This is a genomic window from Pantoea sp. SGAir0215, from assembly GCF_043543215.1.
The window spans coordinates 1673997-1690366 of sequence record NZ_CP028031.1 but is presented as its reverse complement, the minus strand read 5'-3'; the positions used below and the strand labels follow the sequence as shown (position 1 = coordinate 1690366).

The following is a 16370-nucleotide window of genomic DNA, read 5'->3' as shown; positions in this document are numbered from 1 at the left end:
GTGAACCATCGCTTTTATCGATAGATGATCATTTTATCTTAGCATGATGCCATGGGAAAATAGGCACCTGAACTAAGGAGACTGACATGCAAACTCGTTCACTCACCGAGCGCATCTTACATGCCAGCCTGTTTGAAGGCCTGGCCATCCTCACCATTGCCCCGCTGGCAGCCTGGATGATGGATAAACCGCTGTTTCAGATGGGCGCACTGGCCATCATGTTGTCCACGGTCGCGATGCTCTGGAATATGATGTACAACAGCGTGTTTGATCGCTGGTATCCGCCTCGTCAGAAACGCAGTGTATGGGTTCGTGTGCTGCATGCTCTGGGATTTGAGGGCGGCTTTATCCTGATAGGGCTTCCGCTGGCCGCCTGGATGCTGGAGATTTCGTTATGGCAGGCCTTTATGATCGAAGTGGCGTTTTTTCTGTTCTTTCTGCCCTACACCTTCGTCTATAACCTGGTGTGGGATAAACTGCGGTCGCACTGGTTCAACCGTAAGGCCTGCCGCGCCTGACAAGGCACCGGGGAGACGAAGCGCCTCCCCGGTGATTTAACGCGGTGCTGCACGTTCCCCGTTCCAGTGTTGTATCCGTGCCAAAATCATTTTGGGATAACGACGCGCGGGCACCGTTTCTTTCGCGTCTTTCAACGTATCCTGGGCCGTTGCCGTCTGGTAAATCACCTTATCGCGAGGCACGTAGTCGCTGGCATTCAGCGGCGAATGTTTACTGACCCAGTCACGCAGCACCACGGCGTCAACGTTGCCACTGTTGACATAACCCGGAAGTGAATCAATACGGGGATAGCCATCGCCGCCTGCCGCATTGAAGCTGTTAGTCGCCATCCGATAAGTTTTGGTGTCATCCAGCGGCTGTCCGTTGATCGTGACTTTACTCACGCCGCTGCCATTCGCGGTCAGACTGACATTTGCAAACTGGGCATAACCGCCTGAACCCGGTTCGATATTCGCCACCACCGCCAGATAGCGTTTAATTTCCGCCCCACTCAGCGTGACGGAAACGACCTGATTGGCAAAGGGTTGGACCTGGAGCAAATCGCGCCACGCCACGGGCCCTGGTTTGAGCGAGGCCCGAATTCCGCCGCCGCTCATCACGGCGAAGTCGGCCTGGGTCGCGGCCATCTGCGCCCGCAGGATAAGCTGCCCGAGGCTGCTTTGCTGAACGCGCACGGTTTCTTTTTCGCCGGAAAACACCCCGTTGACGCGCCCGACATTCACCTGCAACGTCGCTTCAGCGCGTTTTTGAAACGGCGTCAGTAATTTCATCATAGCCGTGTTTTTGGGGATCTCTTCCTGCCAGGTCAGCCAGGATTCGCTGCCATCAAGATTTTTGATTTTATGTTTGAGGTTAACCGGGATGAGCTGATACGACGCCAGGGTAACCTCGCCATTGCGGTAGGTAAAATCGCCACGTCCGACATATTTTCCCCACTTTTCCGCCTGCATAATCCAGACGCCATTTTGCCGGTCAGGCTGACAGGGCTGACCCGGCTGGTAATCTTTGCGGCTCACATTCTCTTTTTCCATACAGACCGCGTCATGCGAATGCCCCCCTACGATCATATTGAGGGTGCCCGCAGGCAACCTGCGCGCCAGCGTCACATCATCAATCCCGTTACTGCCGTGTTTGCCGTCGTCATAATGACCAAGATGGGTCAGCGCCACGATCACATCCGGTTTTTCTTTGGCGCGTAGTTCAGACACAACCTTTACGGCTTCGGCTACCGGGTCACGGAATTCGATATCCGTTAACTGTTCAGGGTTGGCCAGGCGGGTGGTATCCGGCGTGATTAACCCGATAACCGCAATCTTCAGCCCCATGCGCCGGAACATCGCCCAAGGCTTAAACAGACGTTTACCTGTGCTTTTTTGATAAACATTCGCGGCCAGAAAAGGAAATTTGGCCCATTTTTCCTGTTTCCGCAGCACGGCGAGGGGTTTATCGAATTCATGGTTGCCCAGCGTCATGGCATCGTAACCAATCAGGTTCATGCCACGAATATCAGGTTCGGCATCCAGGGCATCCGATTCCGGCACGCCAGTGTTGACATCTCCGGCCGACAAAATCAGTGCACCGCCGCCTTTGGCCTGAATATCGTAGCGTGCGGTATCTATTAATGTTTTTTGTGCCGCCAGACCGTACTCGCCCTGCTCATCAAACCAGAAATGGCCGTGCAGATCGTTGGTGTGCAAAATGCTGAAACGGTAACTCCGGTCAGGCTCGGCGGCCTGAGTAAACAGTGATGAGAGCAACATCGCTCCGGTCAGACCCGCACCCGCCCATCGAGATAACACCACAGCCTCTCTCCTTTGAATAATGATTCTTGCCGATCGTCAGCGCCCTTCTGTGTCGCACATTCCCTGTGTTAACTCAAGTTTATCGCGCGTCGTCCGGTTATTATCGCAGGTTGTTCAGCGCAGGACAGGGTCTGATTTTGTCATCACTGTTATGCATGAAGGCGCAATGTTAAGCAGAAGGAACGATCAGCTTGTTAATTTTTAGATACTTTCGCTGGTGTGATTCGCCCTGTGTTAAATTTATGTATTACTCTGTTTTTAACAGTGCATTTCGTCAAGATGACCTTCGCGCGCGCAGACAAGGCTGGCTGAGCCAATGCTAAATAACAGACTGTTTTGTTTGCTGTTTTATCATGCGCTTTCATGCCATCAGGTCAGCCGCCTATCCGGCCGCCCCGACACACAGAGGCCAACGAAGCAAAGGGAGCAGGCAAATCGCTGCCTGAGTGCGGTTGTAGGCTGTTACCAACACATTTTCACCTCATTATCGTCACGCTTGTGTCATTTAGAATGAATAAACTCCTTCCTGACCGTACGCAACAGACCGTTGTATCGACCCATAACCGCGATAAGTGAGAAAAACAGCCTTCATCTTGCGCTTTTCACGTATTTCCCTAATTTCTTTTGATAATCCCACAAATTATTCAGCGATGCCGCCTGATATGCATTAAACTCATTTGTTACAACCGGATACATTTACATCCAAGGAGACAGGCATGCATCACACCACACCGCTGATCACCACTATTGTCGGGGCACTGGTTCTGGCTTTCCTCCTTGGTATGCTGGCTAACCGGTTACGAATTTCTCCGCTGGTGGGTTACCTTGTTGCTGGCGTTATGGCTGGCCCTTTTACACCCGGCTTTGTGGCAGACACGAATCTGGCACCGGAACTGGCCGAACTGGGCGTGATTCTGCTGATGTTTGGCGTCGGTCTGCACTTTTCACTGAAGGACCTGATGTCGGTAAAGCGGATAGCCATTCCCGGCGCGATTGCACAGATCGCGGTAGCCACCTTGCTGGGAATGCTGATGTCGTGGGCGATGGGTTGGTCGTGGATGACCGGCCTGGTGTTCGGCTTGTGTCTTTCTACCGCCAGTACCGTGGTGTTGCTGCGTGCGTTAGAAGAACGGCAGCTGATTGAAAGCCAGCGCGGTCAAATTGCTATCGGCTGGTTAATTGTCGAAGACCTGGTGATGGTGCTTACGCTGGTCTTGCTGCCCGCCATTGCGGGCATGATGGAACAGGGCAACGCCAGCGCCAGCCTGGTGATCTGGGATCTGCTCTGGACCATCGGCAAAGTTGCCGCCTTTATGGTGCTGATGATGGTGGTAGGCCGCCGTGCGGTCCCCTGGATTCTGGCGAAAAGTGCGGCCACGGGTTCACGCGAGCTGTTTACGCTGTCCGTACTGGCGCTGGCGCTGGGCATCGCATTTGGCGCCGTCGAGTTTTTCGACGTGTCTTTTGCGCTGGGTGCGTTCTTTGCCGGGATGGTGCTGAATGAATCGGAGTTAAGTCAGCGCGCTGCCCGTGACACGTTGCCGTTACGGGATGCTTTCGCAGTGCTGTTCTTTGTCTCTGTCGGCATGTTATTTGATCCCATGATCCTGGTGAAAGAGCCGCTGGCCGTGCTGGGTGCGTTGGTGATTGTCGTCATCGGCAAATCCGCCGCCGCCTGGCTGCTGGTTTCGCTGCTGGGTCATTCGCGTCGGACAGCGATGACCATCTCGGTGAGTCTGGCGCAAATCGGCGAGTTTGCCTTTATTCTTGCCGGTCTGGGCATTTCACTTGGCCTGCTTGATGAAGAAGGCCGAAATCTGGTCCTGGCGGCCGCTATCCTTTCTATCATGCTCAATCCGGTTCTGTTTACGCTGCTGGGGCGTTACCTCGCCAAAAATGAAACGATGGAGCAGCAGACGCTGGAAGAAGCGCTGGAAGAAGAACAAGAGATTCCTGTGGATGTCTGCAACCATGCCGTCATCGTTGGCTATGGTCGCGTCGGCAACCTGCTGTGTGAGCAACTGATCAAACTGAATATTCCGGTGGTGGTGGTAGAAAGCTCCATCCCGCGCGTAAAAGCCTTACGGGATCAGGGGATCAGAGCGGTGCTGGCGAATGCCGCCCGCGCCAATACCCTGGCGCTGGCCCGGGTGGACTGTGCCAGCTGGCTGTTAGTCACTATCCCTAACGGCTACGAGGTAGGCGAAATTGTGACGGCAGCACGACAGAAGCAGGCTGATATCGATATTATCGTGCATGCCCATTATGACGATGAAGTGGAGTATATTCTGGAGCGCGGTGCAAACCACGTCGTTATGGGTGAGCGGGAAATTGCCGCCAGTATTATTCAGAAGTTACAGGAAAAGCTAACGCTGCAGGAAGAAAAAACCGTCAGCGAAGGCCAGCACTAATCCATCCCAAACGGCTGTCGCCCCGCTGAACTCTCAGAGATTCAGCGGGGCGTCTGACTTGTCGGCCTTAACGATCCCAGTAGGACTCTTCCAGGCTGTCTTCACGCTCAGGCAAACCGCGCGTCAGTCGGGGCGAATGCTGATTCAGGACCTGATAGCTGACCCGGTTAGCATATTTGCAGACCTGCGCCAGCGACGAATAGGTCAGATAAGCACGCGCATGTTTACTGGAGTTAGGTACGTTGCGGCGATGGTAGTTATTCGCCGTAATGTCATGCAGCAACGCTGCCAGCGCGCCGTCCCCTGCTCCATTGGTATTCATGATCTTCTCCGGGCCGCCCATGTAGGGCGCGATGTGCGAGAAAATGCGTAACGGCTGCTGACAATCCTGTTTACGCATTGCGCGACTGAATTCGTACTGGTTGAATTCAGCAATCGCGCCCGGTAACAAAGGATGGTTGGTTTTACGCTTAAATTCGTCTTCAGTATAGCCCGCCATATATAAACCGGTCGGCCCTGCCGTGCACAGCACCAGATCCACCCACTCCAGCGCCCTGTCCGAGGCCAGTAGCGGGTCGGCCTCGCCCGTCAGCGCCAGCGCCTCTTCTTCGTTCATCGCCACAATCGACACGTGGTCACGCAGGAAATCACGCCAGAACTGAGGATTGTCACCTATCACGTGTTTCGTGCCTAACGTCAGCACCACCGGCACGTTGTGGCGCTTTGCATACTCGATAGCCTGCAGCGTCGCCTGTGGCATCGGTTCACCGTCTTTGCAACGCACCAGATACGAGGTCAGAACCAGCGCGGAAGCGCCCGCAATTACGTCCTCAGGCACACTTTCCGCTTTGAGCTGGTTCATCTGGCCAGGGCTAATCGCAAAGGTCCGATCGCCCTGATCGCCGATCAGGGTGAAACAGCGGCCAATCGCTCCGTCCACACCCTGAAGATAGTTAAGATCCATGCGGCTCGAAGTATTACAAAGGTAACGATACGCATAACCGCCAATCTGAATGTTATTGCACATCACGCCCAGCAATACGGAACGGTCGTCCGCCAGCACGGAGAAATTGTGCAGCGTGTTGCCAATCGTGCCGCCTGCAAACTGGTGAGTAATCAGTTCGTCACGCATCAGTTCAGCGTACAGCGCTTCTGCCACGGCATCGTCAATGACCAGCGAATGGCCGGCACTCAGACCATAGCGGACCAGAAAGGCGTCATCGACTTTCGCTTCGATATCGACCAACGTCTGATCGATGCCTACTACCCAACTGCCGTCTTCATTATCGAATGACGAGGACTGGAGAAGGGGATCGCGCGCGCTGACGGGAAAATAGTGTTTGGATTTACGTTTGCCGGGAAATTTCATGGTGACTGCCGTGAGGAAAAACAGGCAGAGAAGCATATCATATTCTCTGCGACGACTTTAACGCTGCGCGCGAATCCGTAGCTCGCCCATCCCGCCCGCATCTGACGTATCAGCGTATATTCCTGGCAGGCCATCTGATGAACGCCGGGACGTGGCGCCTGCAGGTTCATGACAGCCTGTAGGAGGATGCAGCACGACAGCAATGCGGTTCCGTACCTGTCAGGCAGCAAGGGCCAGAAAATGGTCTGCGACAAGCGCGGCTGGCGTTCAGAGGACAACGAAGAAGGAAAACGCAGGAAAGTATGGGTAGATTCACTACAGCAAAAGGGGCCAGTCGTGCCGGCCCCTCTCTGCTTAGCCCAGAATTTTAGCCAGCTCTGCACTCACGTCGGACACGTTACGTGTGCCGTCGATTTTGTGGTACTCAGTGTTACCCGCTTCGGCTTCTTTGCTGTAGTAAGCAATCAGCGGTGCGGTTAGCTGGTGGTATTCCACCAGACGTTTGCGCACCGTTTCTTCCTGATCGTCTTTACGCGTGGTCAGCTCTTCACCGGTCACGTCATCCTTGCCTTCCACCTTCGGTGGATTGAATTTGACATGGTAAACACGGCCTGATGGCGCATGAACACGGCGACCGACGATGCGTTCAACGATCAGTTCATCCGGCACAGCGAACTCCAGCACATAGTCCACTTTGATACCGGCTTCTTTCATTGCGTCAGCCTGAGGAATGGTGCGTGGGAAACCATCAAGCAGGAAACCGTTTTTGCAATCTTCCTGGGCGATGCGCTCTTTAACCAGCGCAATCACCAGCTCATCAGTAACCAGCTTGCCGGCATCCATAATGGCTTTCGCCTGGTTGCCCAGTTCGGTGCCCGCTTTAACCGCTGCACGCAACATGTCGCCAGTGGAGATCTGCGGAATGCCGTATTTCTCCATGATGAATTGGGCTTGAGTCCCCTTACCTGCGCCCGGAGCTCCGAGCAGAATAATACGCATTGCGTAAATCCCCTTGCGAATCGCATTGATGAATCTGAGAAGCGGAAGAACATACCATTATGATCCGCGCACCACAAGGAAGGGGCGGATCAACGCAGATCAGTGTACTGACTTTAGCCAGCGATCGCAGTGCGCGATGTCAGTGAAAAGGCATTTTCGGACTGGTGGCGGGTGCAATGCGGCTTTTAAGGCGGTTGCGCAACAAATATGGGTGCCGGAAAGCAGGCAGGAAGGCTGCAGCCAAAAAAAACCGGTGAGGATCTCACCGGTTTCGTCGTCTTACGCCGTCAGCAGTTGGTTCATCCGACGGATAAACTGGTTAGGATCGTCCAGCGTGCCGCGCTCTGCCAGCAGGGCCTGATCCAGTAACAGCTCAATCCACTCACCGAAGCGGGCTTCATCCTGGGTATCTGCCACGCGCTTCACCAGTTGGTGATCGGGGTTGATCTCGAAGATATATTTCACTTCCGGTACGTCCTGTCCTGCCGCCGCGAACAGTTTGGCCATTTGCGTGGTCATCTCGTTTGCATCGGTGGTCACAATCGCAGGCGTATCGGTCAGACGGTGCGTCAGACGGACTTCTTTCACACGTTCGCCCAGCAGCGTTTTCACGCGCTCAACAAAAGGTTCCAGCGCTTTTTCCGCTTCTTTCTGCGCTTCCGTTTCTTCGTCAGCCAGCTTATCCAGCGCTTCATCCGCTTTGCTGACGGACTGGAAGGCCTTACCGTCGAACTCGGTCAGATAGCTCATCATCCATTCATCGATACGATCGGACAGCAGCAGGACCTCAATGCCTTTTTTACGGAACAGCTCCAGATGCGGACTGCTTTTCGCTGCAGCATAGCTGTCGGCGGTAATGTAGTAGATCTTCTCCTGACCCTCGACCATACGGCTGACGTAATCTTCCAGCGACACGGTTTGCGCCGCGCTCTCGCTTTGTGTGGTGGCAAAACGCAGCAGTTTGGCAATCGTCTCTTTGTTGGCGTGATCTTCAGCGGGGCCCTCTTTCAGGACCAGACCAAACTCTTTCCAGAAGGTCTGGTACTTTTCGCTGTCCTCTTTCGCCAGCTTCTCCAGCATCTGCAGAACACGTTTGGTCAACGCGCCGCGCAGATTCTGGGTAACACGGCTGTCCTGCAGGATCTCACGCGATACGTTGAGCGGCAGATCGTTAGAGTCAATCAGGCCGCGCACAAAGCGCAGGTAGTTCGGCATAAACTGCTCGGCGTCATCCATGATGAACACGCGCTGCACGTAGAGTTTCAGACCATGTTTATGGTCGCGGTTCCACATGTCGAACGGTGCGCGAGCCGGGATATATAGCAGGCTGGTGTACTCCTGTTTCCCTTCTACGCGGTTGTGGCTCCATGTCGCCGGATCGCTGAAATCATGGGCAATATGTTTGTAGAACTCTTTGTACTCTTCGTCGCTGATCTCTGACTTGCTGCGGGTCCACAGCGCCTGAGCTTTGTTGATTTTCTCCCAGGTCGTGGTGCCGCTTTCTTCATCTTTGGTTTCGATTTCAACCGGCAACGCAATGTGATCGGAGTATTTACCAATGATGTTGCGGACGCGCCAGCTGTCGAGGAATTCATCTTCGCCTTCACGCAGGTGCAAGGTGATTTCCGTACCGCGATCGGCTTTGCTGATGTCAGCGATGGTATACTCACCTTCACCTGCCGATTCCCAGAACACGCCTTCGTCTTCGGCGGCACCCGCCGCGCGCGTGCGCACCGAGACTTTGTCGGCAACGATAAAGGCCGAGTAGAAACCCACACCGAACTGACCGATCAGCTGACTGTCTTTGGCCTGATCGGAGCCCAGGGATTCCAGAAAGGCTTTGGTGCCGGATTTCGCAATAGTGCCAAGGTTTTCAATCACTTCATCACGGCGCATGCCGATACCGTTATCGCTCAGCGTGATGGTGCGGTTATCCTTATCGACAGAGAGACGCACGCGCAGGTCACCATCGCCTTCGTACAGGCTGGCATCAGACAGCGCGCGGAAGCGCAGTTTATCCGCCGCATCCGAGGCGTTGGAAATCAGTTCACGCAGGAAAATCTCTTTGTTTGAATAGAGAGAATGGATCATCAGGTGCAGAAGTTGTTTTACCTCTGACTGAAAGCCACGAGTCTCTTGTCCTTTCATGGTCATTGCTACCTCAACAGAATCAGATTTAACGAACGTTGAGGAGGATGTGGGGGTACATGCAGGATTTTCAAGCCGGCGTTTTTCACAACGCCGGCAAGCGTTTAAAATTTAATCTTCTGGCGGCCTGCCAGTGAGTGGGATAGCGTGGTGCCATCCACCATTTCCAGTTCGCCGCCCATCGGAACGCCATGCGCAATGCGGCTGGCTTCAACGCCATACTGGCCACATAATTCTGCAATGTAGTTCGCGGTCGCTTCGCCTTCCACGGTGGGGTTGGTCGCCAGGATCACTTCCTGAATCGCTTCCTTCTCCAGACGCTGTTCCAGCCGATCGAGACCGATATCTGCCGGGCCAATGCCATCCAGGGGCGAAAGATGGCCCATCAGAACGAAATAACGGCCGGCAAATTGCCCGGTTTGCTCAATAGCATGGATATCTGCCGGACTTTCCACCACGCAGATCTGACCGTTTTGCTGACGCCGGGGATTGGCGCAGATAGTGCAGATTTCCTGCTCGGTGAAGGTGCGGCAATCGGCACAGTGACCGATTTCCGACATTGCCCGGGTCAGCGCCTGTGCCAGCCGCATTCCCCCACTACGATCGCGCTGTAGCAGTTGGAACGCCATCCGTTGCGCCGACTTCGGCCCAACGCCCGGCAAACAGCGCAATGACTCCATTAAGGACTCTAGCAGTGGGCTGGTTTGCATCAGAACGGCATCTTGAAGCCTGGTGGCAACTGCATGCCTGAAGAGACAGACGCCATTTTCTCTTTCTGCGCTTCATCAATGCGACGCGCCGCGTCGTTGAAGGCGGCAGCGATCAAATCTTCCAGCATGTCTTTGTCATCTTCCAGCAGGCTGGGATCGACTTCCACACGGCGGCAGTTGTGGGCACCATTGATGGTCACTTTGACCATGCCTGCGCCTGATTCACCCGTGACTTCCAGGGCGGCAATTTCTTCCTGAACCTGGGCCATTTTGTCTTGCATCTGCTGGGCCTGTTTCATCAGGTTGCCCAATCCGCCTTTACCAAACATAGTTTTCTCTCTCTGCTGAGGCTACAACGCGGTTTATTCATAACGTTGCAGCGTGTTCAAACGGGTCGAATGCTTTCCTCATCCAAATCGGCATCGAAAAAGCGACGAAGGGTTTGAATGTGGCTGTCACTCAAGATGGACTGACGCGCCTGCGCCAGCTTCTCTTCATAAATGGCCTGACGCCACTCCAGTGGCGTCAATACCGTAGGATTATCGTCTTCAATAACCGACAGTTCAACCTGATGTCCGGCAACCTGACTCAATGCGGCGGTCAGGGCCTGCTGCGCGGAGGCCGAATTCAGGTGGCGCTGGCTGGAACGTAAATGCAGGCAAATACCCTGATCGGTGGTCTCTTTCCAGGCATTCAACGCCAATTGTTGAACCAGTTTAGGCAGCGGCAAACCGGCCACTTCAGCCGCCCAGGCATCACGCTGCTGGGCTTCTTCAGCCAGCCGTGCGGCCAGCTCAGGATTTTTCTCATGCTCCAGCGCAGAACGCAATGCTTTTGGCGTGGCGACGGGCGCGGCCGCTTCGGTTACGGGCGTCAGCGCTTTCCAGCGGTACGCCTCTTTTTTTACCGGCGCTTCAGGGGCGCGCTCACGCACACGCTGCTGACTGCGCTCGGTCACCGAGGCCAGTCGCTCAAGGGCAGAACTGGCCGGCCGCGCACCTGGCGCTGCCGGCTCACTCTTTTTTGCTTTGTTTGCTCCCTGGCGCAGCAGTTGGGTGCGCGCCTGCAGGAGCTGGCTGGTGGAACTGGACAGTGACGGTTCGGGTGCCGCAGGCGAGACAGACTGCGCGGTTGGTGCCGAAGCGGGTTCGGGTGCCGCCATTTGTGGCCGGGCAGCGGGCACCGATTCGGTTGGCGACGGCGGTACGTTCTGTACCGGCACCGGCGCTGACTGCGCGGTCAGCGTGGGCCGCGCGATCGGCTCCGCGACGGCCGCTTTGGGATGAAACGCCAGCGCGCGCAATAAGGCCATCTCAATGCCCATACGACGATCGGGCGCAAGGGGTAAATCTTTGCGCCCCATCAGCAGGGTTTGATAATAAAGCTGCAGATCGGCAGGCGGCACGACGCGCGCCAGTTCCCGCAGGCGCAACGCATTGCTTTCTTCATCGTCGTTAAGAGAGGCAGGCAGTAACTGTACCATGGCAATGCGGTGCAGCAGGCGCAGCATCTCAACGAGCAATGCCTCCCAGTCAACCCCGCGTGAAGCTGCCTGCGCCAGCAACGCCATCACCTGTTCTCCGTTGCCGTCGACTACGGCTTCAAGCAGCCCCAGGGGTTGCTCATCGTCAAGCGTCCCGAGCATCGCCCCGACGGTCGCGCTGGTCACGCTGCCCTCGCCCATCGCAATGGCCTGGTCGGTAAGGCTCAGCGCATCGCGCATACTGCCATCGGCAGCTCGGGCCAGCAGTTGCAGCGCCCGCGGTTCCCGGACGATCTGCTCCTGTTCTAATACGTTGTCGAGCTGCTGACGGATCTGGTCAACATCCAGCGCTTTAAGGTGAAACTGCAGACAACGGGACAGGATTGTCACCGGCAGCTTCTGCGGATCGGTCGTCGCCAGCAGGAATTTAACGTGTGAAGGCGGTTCTTCAAGCGTTTTCAGCAGCGCATTGAAGCTGTGACGCGACAGCATGTGCACTTCATCAATAAGGTAAACTTTAAAGCGGCCGCGGGCGGGCGCATACTGCACGTTATCAAGCAGATCGCGCGTGTCTTCCACTTTGGTGCGCGAGGCGGCATCAATTTCGATGAGATCGACAAAACGGCCCTGTTCGATCTCACGGCAGTTATCGCACTGACCACAGGGCGTGGCGGTGATCCCGGTTTCGCAGTTAAGGCCTTTTGCCAGCAGACGGGCAATCGTGGTTTTCCCTACGCCCCGTGTGCCGGAAAAGAGATAAGCATGATGGATGCGTCCCAGAGACAATCCATTCGCCAGCGCCGTCAGAACATGTTCCTGACCGACAACATCAGCAAACGCCTGTGGACGCCATTTTCGGGCAAGTACCTGATAGCTCATGTGGTTTCGACGAATTTGGATGGAAATGTGAGCGCAGACGCACTGCAACCCCTGTATATGATTGCAGTAGTCTAACAGCTACGCTTTCACCTATCACTCGTTATCTTGAAGCGGTAAAGCGGAATGGCCCCACAGGTGCGCGAGGCCAGAAGCGAGGCTTAGTGGCCGGGGAAATTGACCAGGCTGTAGCTGTCAACGCCCAGCGCCTTGAGGCGGGCTTCCCCTGCCAAATCGAACAGGTTAATAATAAAAGCAGCATCTTTTACTTCACCGCCTGCACGACGGATCAGTTTGATCGTGGCTTCCAGCGTTCCGCCGGTCGCCAGCAGATCGTCGACCACCAGCACGACGTCGCCCGGTTGGATCGCATCTTTGTGCAATTCCAGTTGGTCGGTACCGTATTCCAGCTCGTAGGATTCGCTGTAGGTTTCACGTGGCAGTTTGCCCGGTTTACGCACCGGGACAAAACCCAGCCCCAGCCCCAGGGCAACCGGCGCACCAAAGAGGAAGCCACGCGCTTCTGTGCCGACAACTTTGGTGATGCCTTTATTACGGTAGCGCTCAACCAGCAGGGCGATGGACGCTGCATAGGCGTTCGGGTCTTCCAACAGGCTGGTGACGTCACGGAAAAGAATACCCGGCTTCGGGTAATCAGGAATACTTTTGATACTGTTTTTAATCAGTTCAAGCTGCTGCGCAGTGTCGGTCATAATCTTAAGCCTGGTAAAAAAATTCTGTTTTGCGCAGCTTCAATAGCGCCAATACCTGATTAAAGGTTCAGCGGAAATACATTCATAATGGGAAGCCGCACACGAAGAGGCCCAAATCTAAGCAAATGGCCGGCTAATTGCAACTTTATCGCGGAGGTAAACTGTCGTCTGGTGTTTCTGCCACCACCGGCATCCGCCACATAAACAGCAACAGAAGGCAGAACATGATGCCCAGCATGATCCGTACCCACAGCACTGGCACCAGCCACAAGGATAACGCAAATGTCGCCACAATCAGTACGATGGCGCGGCTTTTTGCCCCTGGCGGCATGCCACGATGCTGTTGCCAGTGGCGAATATAGCGACCAAAGGGCGATTTCCAGAGCAGCCAGTGATGAAAACGTGGTGAAGAACGGGCAAAACACCACGCTGCCAGCAGCATGAATGGCGTTGTAGGTAATAAAGGTAATACAATGCCCAGTATGCCAAGCACTATCGCCAGCCAACCCAGGGTTAATAAGACAATGCGTTGCATACCTGCCACCCAGTGCGTTTTCCGTTGCATGACTTTAGCATACCTGCGTTGGGCGCAATGAGTAAGCATCCGACGCGGCAAAGGCTGCATCACTGCCTTCTCACCTTGCGCCAGGCCATCCACAGCCATCCCGACGGCGAGTGTCGCTCGCCGCGTTTTGACAACCAACTCTTTACGACGAAAGGGACCCGACTGGCCGATTATCTGCAGGAAATTGAGCACAACTATCAGCGCCTTTGTCAGGCCGGCGAGGATGTGGAACGTAGCCAGTGGCTGGCGGGTCATCTGGTGGACCAAATCGCCGCCCTGCAGCGTGAAGCCAGTACCCAGCAACTTCGTAGCCGCGCAGAACGTGCCCGGCCTTCCGCCCGTCAGCAAAAATATCTGGAATACCGGGAATATGAGCGTCGACTACAGGCGATGATCGACCAGCGGGAGCAACGGCTGGCGCTGGCAGAAACCTTTGCCGTTCAGCAGCAGTTGAAAAAAGACCTGGAGGTACTGGAAGGCCGTATGGCACGCTGCCGGCAGGCGATCCGCTCGGTGGAGTGGGCAATGTCACTGTCAGACAGCCCGTTTAGCAGTTAATGCGCTATCTTTGCAAGACCGCCATCGCAGGATGGCACGCTTATCAGGCCCATGATACAACGTCGCAGGAGGAATGATGTCCCTGGAAACGGCCCCCGAAGAGGTCAAACTGGCGGTAGATTTGATTCAGCTGTTTGAAGAACACCAACTGTCGGTGGAAACGGTGTTGTCCGCCCTGGCCATTGTTCAGCGCGATTACGAAAAGAAACGCGACGAACAGCGCAAAGACTAAGCCTTTTTTGCCAGCGTCGGACTTAAGCGCAACATATCAATCAGGGCATCCACCAGTTCGGGCGCATCGGCAACCAGATCAAATTTGCCAGGCGTAAAAAGCCAGCTTTCCATCATGCCATTAACATAGCTGCGCATGATTAACGCCGCCTGTCGGGTCTGGAACGTTTCTGGAAGTTGCCCGGCATCAATGCACTGACGCAGTACGTCTTCAATTTCGTTGTAACGCTCAAGCAACAGACTTTGCTGGATACTTTTTACGGCAGCCATTTCCCCGACAAATTCGCATTTATGAAAGATGATTTCCATCAACGCACGGCGCTGCGGATCGCGCGCAGTCGCCTGAAAGATATAGACCAGCATCGCCCGTAAAATGGAGAGTGGATCACCGGGGTATTTTGTTTGATACTCAAGTTTCACTTCATTAAGCCCGGCATCGCAGCGAAGCCATATTTCGTTCAACAAATCGGCTTTGTTTTTGAAATGCCAGTAGATAGCGCCACGGGTTACGCTGGCTGCAGAAGCGATGTCCGCCAGGGAGGTGGCTGAAACCCCCTCTTTCGAAAACAGAGCAAGGGCGGCGTCCAGAATTTGATGCCGGGTTTCAAGAGCTTGCGCTTTGGTTTTTCGTGCCATAGGGGACTTTTTTTACAAACAGGTAAGTTTACATACATTTGTGAATGTATGTACCATAGCACGAGCTAAAATAATACGCAGCAATGGGTTCATGGCTTTGTGATCCATTGATCATTTGATATCGGACTCTAGAGGTTTATTTATGAACAAATTCAGAGGGTTAACGCCTCTGGCGGCCGTCCTGATGCTCTCAGGCAGCTTTGTGTTAACAGGATGTGACGGAAATAAATCCGACCAGGCCGCCCAACAACAGCCGCCGGAAGTCGGTGTTGTCACCGTTAAAAGTGAACCCCTAAAAATTTCGACCGAACTGCCTGGCCGTACCCTGGCTTACCGTATTGCCGAAGTGCGTCCGCAGGTTTCCGGTATCATTCTGAAGCGTAACTTTATTGAAGGCAGTGAGATTAAAGCCGGTGAATCGCTCTATCAGATCGATCCCGCGACCTATCAGGCGTCCTATGACAGCGCCAAAGCCGATTTAGCGAAAGCAGAGGCCAATGCACGTATAGCGCAACTGACGGTCAATCGTTATAAGCCGCTGCTTGGCACCAAATATATCAGTCAGCAGGACTACGATAATGCCGTCGCCACCGCGGCACAAAACAATGCGGCCGTTCAGGCCGCGAAGGCTAACGTAGAAACCGCACGCATTAACCTGGCGTACACAAAAGTCTCTTCGCCTATCAGTGGCCGCATTGGTAAGTCATCCGTTACAGAAGGTGCGCTGGTACAAAGCGGGCAAACCACAGCGCTGGCCACGGTGCAGCAGTTGGATCCGATGTATGTCGATGTTACCCAGTCGAGTGAAGATTTCCTGCGTCTGCGTTCAGAACTGGAGTCCGGTCAGCTGAAACAGAACGATGGCAAAGCCAACGTTACCCTGCTGATGCAGAATGGTAAAAACTATGCTCAGCCGGGTACGCTGGAGTTCTCGGATGTGACCGTTGATCAAACCACCGGCTCGATCACCCTGCGCGCGATCTTCCCTAACCCTGATAAAGCCTTGCTGCCAGGAATGTTTGTACGTGCCCGTCTGGATGAAGGTACCAATCCAAACGCCCTGCTCGTTCCTCAGCAGGCGGTAACGCGCACACCAACCGGTGACGCCTCTGTCATGGTGGTCGGCGCGGACAATAAAGTTGAAGCACGTAAGATCAAAGCAGCCCAGGCTATTGGCGATAAATGGCTGGTAACAGAAGGTCTGAAAGCGGGCGAGCGTGTGATCTTTACAGGTCTGCAGCGTGCAAAACCGGGTGCACAAGTTACACCTAAAGAAGTCACAGACGATGAAAAAGCCGCAAAAGGTGATCCCTCTCAGGCCCAGTCTGCTAAAACATCGTCCTAACAGGA

At 54.7% G+C, this 16370-nt stretch carries 15 protein-coding genes and 1 other annotated feature; of the genes, 5 read left to right on the top strand and 10 right to left on the bottom strand.

The window, feature by feature from the left end:
- The first annotated feature begins 86 nt into the window (after positions 1-86).
- Positions 87-518, top strand: a complete 432-nt coding sequence (locus C1N64_RS07900; protein ID WP_367143243.1) for a multidrug/biocide efflux PACE transporter — start codon at positions 87-89, stop codon at positions 516-518.
- A gap of 36 nt (positions 519-554) precedes the next feature.
- Here the strand turns inward: C1N64_RS07900 and ushA are convergent, their stop codons facing one another.
- Positions 555-2279: a bifunctional UDP-sugar hydrolase/5'-nucleotidase UshA gene (ushA, locus tag C1N64_RS07895; protein ID WP_394515501.1), complete on the bottom strand. Its 1725-nt coding sequence runs from the start codon at positions 2277-2279 to the stop codon at positions 555-557.
- Positions 2280-3037: 758 nt separating this feature from the next.
- On the opposite strand from ushA, the gene ybaL reads away from it, so the two are divergent.
- The gene (ybaL, locus tag C1N64_RS07890; protein ID WP_033738703.1) at positions 3038-4732 is read left to right on the top strand and encodes a YbaL family putative K(+) efflux transporter; all 1695 of its coding nucleotides are present in this window, start codon (positions 3038-3040) and stop codon (positions 4730-4732) included.
- Positions 4733-4799: 67 nt separating this feature from the next.
- On the opposite strand, the gene C1N64_RS07885 is transcribed toward ybaL, so the two are convergent.
- The 8 genes from C1N64_RS07885 to C1N64_RS07850 all read right to left on the bottom strand — a co-directional run bounded on the left by C1N64_RS07885 (position 4800) and on the right by C1N64_RS07850 (position 13565).
- The gene (locus C1N64_RS07885) at positions 4800-6101 is read right to left on the bottom strand and encodes an inosine/guanosine kinase (RefSeq protein ID WP_033738797.1); all 1302 of its coding nucleotides are present in this window, start codon (positions 6099-6101) and stop codon (positions 4800-4802) included.
- 354 nt (positions 6102-6455) lie between these two features.
- The gene (gene adk / locus C1N64_RS07880) at positions 6456-7100 is read right to left on the bottom strand and encodes an adenylate kinase (protein WP_033738701.1); all 645 of its coding nucleotides are present in this window, start codon (positions 7098-7100) and stop codon (positions 6456-6458) included.
- 279 nt (positions 7101-7379) lie between these two features.
- Positions 7380-9254 carry a molecular chaperone HtpG gene (htpG, locus tag C1N64_RS07875; RefSeq protein ID WP_033738700.1) on the bottom strand — a complete coding sequence of 625 codons (1875 nt, stop codon included), beginning with the start codon at positions 9252-9254 and terminating at the stop codon, positions 7380-7382.
- Between the two features lie 98 nt (positions 9255-9352).
- The gene (gene recR, locus C1N64_RS07870) at positions 9353-9958 is read right to left on the bottom strand and encodes a recombination mediator RecR (RefSeq protein WP_006117920.1); all 606 of its coding nucleotides are present in this window, start codon (positions 9956-9958) and stop codon (positions 9353-9355) included.
- Positions 9958-10287 carry a YbaB/EbfC family nucleoid-associated protein gene (locus tag C1N64_RS07865; RefSeq protein ID WP_033738698.1) on the bottom strand — a complete coding sequence of 110 codons (330 nt, stop codon included), beginning with the start codon at positions 10285-10287 and terminating at the stop codon, positions 9958-9960. The genes recR and C1N64_RS07865 overlap by 1 nt, the downstream gene beginning before the upstream one ends.
- A 56-nt stretch (positions 10288-10343) precedes the next feature.
- Positions 10344-12320 carry a DNA polymerase III subunit gamma/tau gene (dnaX, locus tag C1N64_RS07860; RefSeq protein ID WP_394515380.1) on the bottom strand — a complete coding sequence of 659 codons (1977 nt, stop codon included), beginning with the start codon at positions 12318-12320 and terminating at the stop codon, positions 10344-10346.
- Positions 10941-11002: a sequence feature (DnaX frameshifting element), on the bottom strand. (Overlaps the previous gene by 62 nt.)
- 158 nt (positions 12321-12478) lie before the next feature.
- Positions 12479-13030 carry an adenine phosphoribosyltransferase gene (gene apt, locus C1N64_RS07855; RefSeq protein ID WP_006117923.1) on the bottom strand — a complete coding sequence of 184 codons (552 nt, stop codon included), beginning with the start codon at positions 13028-13030 and terminating at the stop codon, positions 12479-12481.
- A 145-nt stretch (positions 13031-13175) separates the two neighbouring features.
- Positions 13176-13565, bottom strand: a complete 390-nt coding sequence (locus tag C1N64_RS07850) for a DUF454 family protein (RefSeq protein ID WP_394515500.1) — start codon at positions 13563-13565, stop codon at positions 13176-13178.
- Between the two features lie 57 nt (positions 13566-13622).
- Between C1N64_RS07850 and priC the strand changes: the two genes are divergently transcribed.
- Both priC and rsmS read left to right on the top strand, forming a co-directional pair.
- On the top strand, positions 13623-14153 hold the full coding sequence (priC, locus tag C1N64_RS07845; protein WP_039338470.1) for a primosomal replication protein PriC: 531 nt from the start codon (positions 13623-13625) through the stop codon (positions 14151-14153).
- Positions 14154-14229: 76 nt separating this feature from the next.
- Positions 14230-14385 carry a pleiotropic regulatory protein RsmS gene (gene rsmS, locus C1N64_RS07840; protein WP_006117926.1) on the top strand — a complete coding sequence of 52 codons (156 nt, stop codon included), beginning with the start codon at positions 14230-14232 and terminating at the stop codon, positions 14383-14385.
- Here rsmS and acrR read toward each other — a convergent pair.
- Complete coding sequence (gene acrR, locus C1N64_RS07835) at positions 14382-15020, bottom strand: multidrug efflux transporter transcriptional repressor AcrR (protein ID WP_039338471.1); 639 nt, start codon at positions 15018-15020, stop codon at positions 14382-14384. The two genes, rsmS and acrR, sit on opposite strands and share 4 nt — an antisense overlap.
- 142 nt (positions 15021-15162) lie before the next feature.
- Here acrR and C1N64_RS07830 point away from each other — a divergent pair, with 142 nt between their 5' ends.
- Entirely contained in the window at positions 15163-16365 is a 1203-nt protein-coding gene (locus C1N64_RS07830) for an efflux RND transporter periplasmic adaptor subunit (protein WP_110268606.1), read from the top strand.
- The last annotated feature ends 5 nt before the right edge of the window (positions 16366-16370 follow it).